General features: G+C 70.3%; 7 protein-coding genes. 2 read left to right on the top strand and 5 right to left on the bottom strand.

Annotated features, from left to right (window positions below; translation table 11 throughout):
• Window positions 1-353, bottom strand: a 353-nt coding sequence (locus A612_RS05915) for a PAS domain-containing protein (RefSeq protein ID WP_019373604.1), incomplete at its 3' end; no start/stop codon positions are given.
• 59 nt (window positions 354-412) lie between these two features.
• On the opposite strand from A612_RS05915, the gene A612_RS05910 reads away from it, so the two are divergent.
• A complete protein-coding gene (locus tag A612_RS05910) occupies window positions 413-1495 on the top strand; it encodes a serine endopeptidase (RefSeq protein WP_019373603.1) in 1083 nt (360 codons plus the stop codon).
• 27 nt (window positions 1496-1522) lie between these two features.
• On the opposite strand, the gene A612_RS05905 is transcribed toward A612_RS05910, so the two are convergent.
• Window positions 1523-2212, bottom strand: a complete 690-nt coding sequence (locus A612_RS05905; RefSeq protein ID WP_019373602.1) for a glutathione S-transferase family protein — start codon at window positions 2210-2212, stop codon at window positions 1523-1525.
• A gap of 28 nt (window positions 2213-2240) precedes the next feature.
• Window positions 2241-3413, bottom strand: coding sequence for a tRNA guanosine(34) transglycosylase Tgt (tgt, locus tag A612_RS05900; protein ID WP_019373601.1), 1173 nt, complete (start codon window positions 3411-3413; stop codon window positions 2241-2243).
• A gap of 70 nt (window positions 3414-3483) precedes the next feature.
• On the opposite strand from tgt, the gene A612_RS05895 reads away from it, so the two are divergent.
• Entirely contained in the window at window positions 3484-3966 is a 483-nt protein-coding gene (locus A612_RS05895) for a universal stress protein (RefSeq protein WP_019373600.1), read from the top strand.
• A gap of 40 nt (window positions 3967-4006) precedes the next feature.
• Here A612_RS05895 and A612_RS05890 read toward each other — a convergent pair whose 3' ends face one another.
• Together A612_RS05890 and A612_RS05885 are read right to left on the bottom strand one after the other, a co-directional pair.
• Window positions 4007-4402 carry a hypothetical protein gene (locus tag A612_RS05890; protein ID WP_019373599.1) on the bottom strand — a complete coding sequence of 132 codons (396 nt, stop codon included), beginning with the start codon at window positions 4400-4402 and terminating at the stop codon, window positions 4007-4009.
• Between the two features lie 221 nt (window positions 4403-4623).
• The coding region (locus tag A612_RS05885) for a phospholipase A (protein WP_019373598.1) at window positions 4624-5400 on the bottom strand (777 nt) is incomplete at its 5' end.

Genomic DNA, 5400 nt, shown 5'->3' with positions numbered 1-5400 from the left:
GAGCCGAGCACCCGGCCCGCGCCGTCCGTGACCACGCAGAAACTCATGTCCACGTACAGGCGCCGGCCGTCCTTGTGCACGCCGCGCGTGGTGCGCACCTCGGCCCCCCGGCTGGTGGCGCCGCGCTCCATCGCGCGCTCGTAGCCGCGCCAGTGGGCGGCACGCAGGTGTTCGGGGATGATCAGGTCCAGGCTCTGGCCCAGGGCTTCCTCGGCACTGAAGCCGAACAGTGCCGCGGCGGCGGTGTTCCAGAGTCGGATGGTGCCGCCTCGGTCGGCATAGATCAGCGCATCCGCCAGATCCGCGAGGATGTGCTGCGCCGGCGGAGGCTCGGGAGTGGGCAGGGCAGTCATGGGGCACATTCTCGGCATCTGCGGCGCGGCCGCAGCAAGACCACACCAGAGGAGTTGTCATGAGCAAGGCATTGCGCCTGTCGGAAAAATGGTTTCGCCGCGGCCTGTGGCTGGTGGCGTTCGTGTTTGCGGGCTTCCTGATCGGCCTGGGCGGGACCGTCGTCGGCGACTTGCCGAAGGTGGAGGCGCCGCTGCAGCTGGACGACTTCCTGGATCCGCAGGCGGTGCAGCCGCTGCGTGCGCAGGTGAAGGCGGCGCGCGAGGTGCAGGAGCAGGCCCAGGCGGCGCTGGAGCAGGCGCAGCTGCAGCGCTCCCGCGCGCTGAGCGAGGCGCGCGCCGAGCGCGAGAGTTTCAACCAGTGGCTGGCGACGCGCAGCGCCACGCAGCGCGCCGAGCACGATCCGGAAGTACTCGCCCGCACGCGGCGGCTCGACGTGCTCAAGGAGGGCGAGCGCCGCGCCCACCAGGCGGTGGAAGCACAGGAGCAGGCGTTGCTCGATGCGCGCCAGGGGGCCGACCGGGCGCTGCGGCGGCTGGAGGCGCTGGAGCGCGAGGGGCGCGAGCGCCTGGCGGCCGAGCAGCGCCGGGTGGAACTGCGTGTGTTCCTCTACCGGCTGGCGCTGACCCTGCCGCTGCTGGTGGCGGCGGGCTGGCTGTTCGCCAGGAAGCGCAAGAGCACCTGGTGGCCCTTCGTCTGGGGCTTCATCTTCTTTGCCCTGTTCGCCTTCTTCGTCGAACTCGTGCCCTACCTGCCGAGCTACGGAGGCTATGTGCGCTATGCGGTGGGCATCGTGGTCACGGTGCTGGTCGGGCGCTACGCCATCCTGGCGTTGAACCGCTACCTGGAGCGCCAGCGCCAGGCCGAGAGCCTGCCGGATGCGCAGCGCCGGCGCGACCTGGGCTACGACGCGGCGCTGGCGCGCCTGGGCAAGGGAGTGTGTCCGGGTTGCGAGCGGCCGGTGGACCTGAAGAACGAGACCATCGACTTCTGTCCGCACTGTGGCATCGGCCTGTTCGAGCGCTGCGGCGCGTGTTCGACCCGCAAGAGCGCCTTCGCGCGCTTCTGCCACGCCTGTGGCACGGCAGCCGCGCCCGCGACCGAGGCGCCGGCCGCGGGTGGCGCGCCCGGCGGGCCTGCCTGAGGGAAAAAGGTGGATGGGGCGAGCGTCTCAGGCCATCAGCACCGGCCCGCCCTTGGCCAGCGCGCGCTGCCAGGCGGGGCGGGCACGCATGCGCTCGCGCAGCGCCAGCAGGTGGGGTGACTGGGTGCCGGCGCCGTCGGCGCGCGACAGCAGCGCCTCGACCGCAAAACTCATCTGGAAGTCGGCCAGGCTCAAGGATTCGCCGGCGAACCAGGTGTGCTGCGCCAGGTGCTGCTCCAGGAAGGCGAGCGCCGCAGCCAGGTTCGGGTCCACCAGCTTCTGCTGCGCGCCGGCGCAGACCGCCCGCGCGATGGGCCGGGCAAAGAAGGGCATGGGCTGGCGCGGCAGGCTCTGGAAGACCAGCTTCATGACCAGCCAGTTCATCAGCGAGCCCTCGGCGTAGTGCATGAAGAAGCGGCAGTGCCGGTGCGCGGACGTGCCGGGCGCGGGCACCAGCTGCGCCAGATCGCCCGTGGCCTGGGCACCGTAGCGCTCGGCCAGGTATTCGAGGATGGCGCCGGACTCGGCGACCACCTCCTCGCCGTCGGTGATGACCGGCGACTTGCCCAGGGGGTGGATCTTCTTGAGCTCCGGCGGCGCGAGGCGGGTGCGCGGGTCGCGTGCGTAGCGCCGGACCTCGTAGGGCACGCCCAGTTCTTCCAGCAGCCACAGGACGCGCTGCGAACGCGAGGTTTCCAGGTGGTGGACGGTCAGCATGGGTCAGCCCTCAGGAGAAAGACAGCGTTTACACGCCCCGGGCCCGGTCGCTCTTGAACTGCGCACGGAACTGCGCAAAGCGGCCGGCATCCAGCGCGTCGCGCATCTCCTGCATGAGCTGCAGGTAGTAGTGCAGGTTGTGGATGGTGGTGAGCATGGGGCCCAGCATCTCGCCGCAGCGCTCCAGGTGGTGCAGGTAGGCGCGCGAGAAGCCCTCGCGCCCGCCGTCGTCCCAGGCCACGCCCGAGGTGCCGGCGCAGGCGTGGCAGGTGCAGGTGGTGTCCAGCGGGCGGTGGTCCTCGCGGTGGCGCGCGTTCCTGATCTTCAGGTCGCCGTAGCGTGTGAAGATGGTGCCGTTCCTCGCGTTGCGCGTGGGCATGACGCAGTCGAACATGTCCACGCCCTGCGCCACGCCTTCGACCAGGTCCTCGGGCGTGCCCACGCCCATCAGGTAGCGGGGCTTGTTCGCGGGCAGGCGGTGCGGCGTGTGCGCCATGATGCGCAGCATCTCCTCCTTGGGCTCGCCGACGCTCACGCCGCCCACGGCATAGCCGGGGAAGTCCATCTCGACCAGCGCGTCGAGCGATTCCTGGCGCAGGTGCTCGTACATGCCGCCCTGCACGATGCCGAACAGCGCGTTGGGGTTTTCCAGTCGCTCGAACTCGGCCTTGGAGCGCGCGGCCCAGCGGCGGCTCATCTCCATGCTCTTGCGCGCTTCCGATTCGGTCGTCCGCTGGCCGTTGGTCTCGTACGGCGTGCATTCGTCGAGCTGCATGGCGATGTCGGAGTTGAGCACCGTCTGGATCTGCATGCTGACCTCGGGCGACATGAACAATTTGTCGCCATTGACCGGGCTGCGAAAGTGCACGCCTTCTTCGGTGATTTTGCGCATGGCCCCCAGCGACCAGACCTGAAAGCCTCCCGAGTCCGTGAGAATCGGCTTGTCCCACTGCTCGAAGGCGTGCAGCCCGCCGAAGCCCTTCACCACGTCCAGCCCCGGGCGCATCCACAGGTGGAAGGTGTTGCCCAGGATGATCTGCGCGCCCATCTCGGTGAGGCTGCGCGGCATGACGCCCTTGACGGTGCCGTAGGTGCCCACGGGCATGAAGATGGGCGTCTGCACCACGCCGTGGTTGAGCGTGAGGCGCCCGCGCCGGGCGTGGCTGGAGGGGTCGGTGGCAAGCAGGTCGAATTGCAGCATAAGGGCGCGATTGTCCCAGACTGCCCCGACCTACACTGGCGGCTGCAATGCAACCCCAAGGAGAAGAAAGATGCTCAGGATCATGATCGCCGTCGATGGATCGGCGCTGTCGCTGGACGCCGTGCACCATGCGCTCGACCTGGTGCGCCGCGGCGGGCTGCAGGCCACGCTGGTGCTGGGCCACGTGCAGGAGGAGGCTTCGCTGCTGGAGCTGGCGACACAGGGCGCCGACGCCGTGGCGCAGGCCAGCATCCGGGCCGGCACGCACCTGCTGCAGGACGCCGTCGCGCTGGTGCAGGCGGCGGGCGTGTCCTACGAGACGGAGCTGGGGCTGGGGCCGGTGGCCGCCACGCTGGTGGACATGGTCGAGCGTTGCGGCTGCGATGCGCTGATCGTGGGGGCGCGGGGCCTGGGCGGGCTGCGCGGGGCCTTCCTCGGCTCGGTCTCGCAGCAGCTGGTGCATCTGAGCCCGGTGCCGGTGACGGTGGTCAAGCACGCGGAGCCGCAGGAAGCGGAAGATGCCGGTGCGGCCGAGGGCGCCGCGCCGCTTTGAGGCTTTGCAGGGCAAGGGCCGCGCCCGGGCCGGGCGGGGCTCAGGCGGCCTGTCGCCAGGCGAAGGGATCGGCCGCGCGCGGCTGCAGCTTGCCGTGCGGCAGGCTGGCCAGGCGCGCGAGCAGGCGCCGGCAGTGGCCGGCCACCCGCAGGCACTTGTTCAGTTCGTCCACCGGCAGGGGGCCGGAGACGACGACCAGATCATTGGCGTCCTCCAGGCGGCCGGCGGCGCGCAGGCGGCGGCGCGTGTGGGCCGCCCAGGATTGGATGCGCGTGGGGCTGCCGTGCTGGTGCACCTCGCCGGTGTGGCGGTCGAAGGCGATGGCGACGGTGTCGGTCTTGAGCTTGAAGCGGCGCTCGCCGGTGACGGCGCTGGGCGCATCGCGCAGGTCGTACAGGTAGTAGCTGCCCGCCTTGAGCTGGTACTGCAGATTCATGATCGTCTCCTCCACACCGCTGCGATTGTGCGAAGGCGGCGCCCGGCCCGAAGCGCCGAATACCGCGGCAAAGCGCAGCCAGTTGCACGCACCGGGAAAATGCTATCGGCGCATGGAGGGCGATTGTCTGGGCCAGGGCGGCCCGCCACAAGCCGGGGCGGGGGCGAAGGTGTAACCGGTGGTCAGATCTCCGGGCCGAGGCGGCGCACGGCCGCCGGGGGTCAGAAGTCGACCAGGCTCAGGCCCACGCTGAAGACCGTGCGTTTGCGGTTGAAGTCGATCATGCTGTCGCCGTAGCCGGAGAACAGCTGCGTGTGCAGGCGCAGGTTGGTGCGCGGGCCGGCGAAGCTGGTGCCCAGGCTCTGCATCCAGTCCAGGCGCACCGAGCCGCGGCCGCTGCCGGCCAGGGCGTGGCGCGTGGTCAGCGTGATGCGGTGGTCCTCGTTCACGTTCCAGCCCAGGGCGAACTCGGCGCGGCCCACGTAGTTGCTGATGCCCGGGTTGTTGTCGCTCTCGGCGCTCTCGTGCAGGCGCTTCCACACGCGGGCGGACAGGCTCCAGCGGTCGTCCAGCTCGAAGCCGGTCATCAGGTAGGCGCGGTTCCAGCTGCGCGACAGCGGGTCGCTCTGGCCGTTGGACTGGTGCACCAGGCCGATGCCGCTGTAGCGCCAGCGCCAGCCGAAGGGCAGCCGCGCCTCGGTGGGGTAGACGTAGATGATCTCCGGCTCGTGGTCGGTGTTGCGGAAGGGCCGCGAGATGCCGGGCGAGAACAGCTGCCAGTACGACTGCTGGGTGTAGCCCGCCCAGAGCGAGTCGCGCCGCTTCGAATACGCCGGCGTGAGCAGGCCGCTGGCGAGCTTGGTGCGCACCGACAGCTGCACGCGCATCTCCGTGCGGCGGTAACCCACGCCGGACTGGGCGCTGTTGTTCGGGTTGTCCGAAGTGGGCTGGCGGTTGACGCTGCTCGCGCCCACCACCGACACGCTCATGGGGCGGTA

Origin of the sequence: Melaminivora alkalimesophila (assembly GCF_000282995.1) — a bacterium.
GTDB lineage: Bacteria > Pseudomonadota > Gammaproteobacteria > Burkholderiales > Burkholderiaceae_C > Melaminivora > Melaminivora alkalimesophila.
This window is presented reverse-complemented; position numbering and strand designations above follow the sequence as displayed.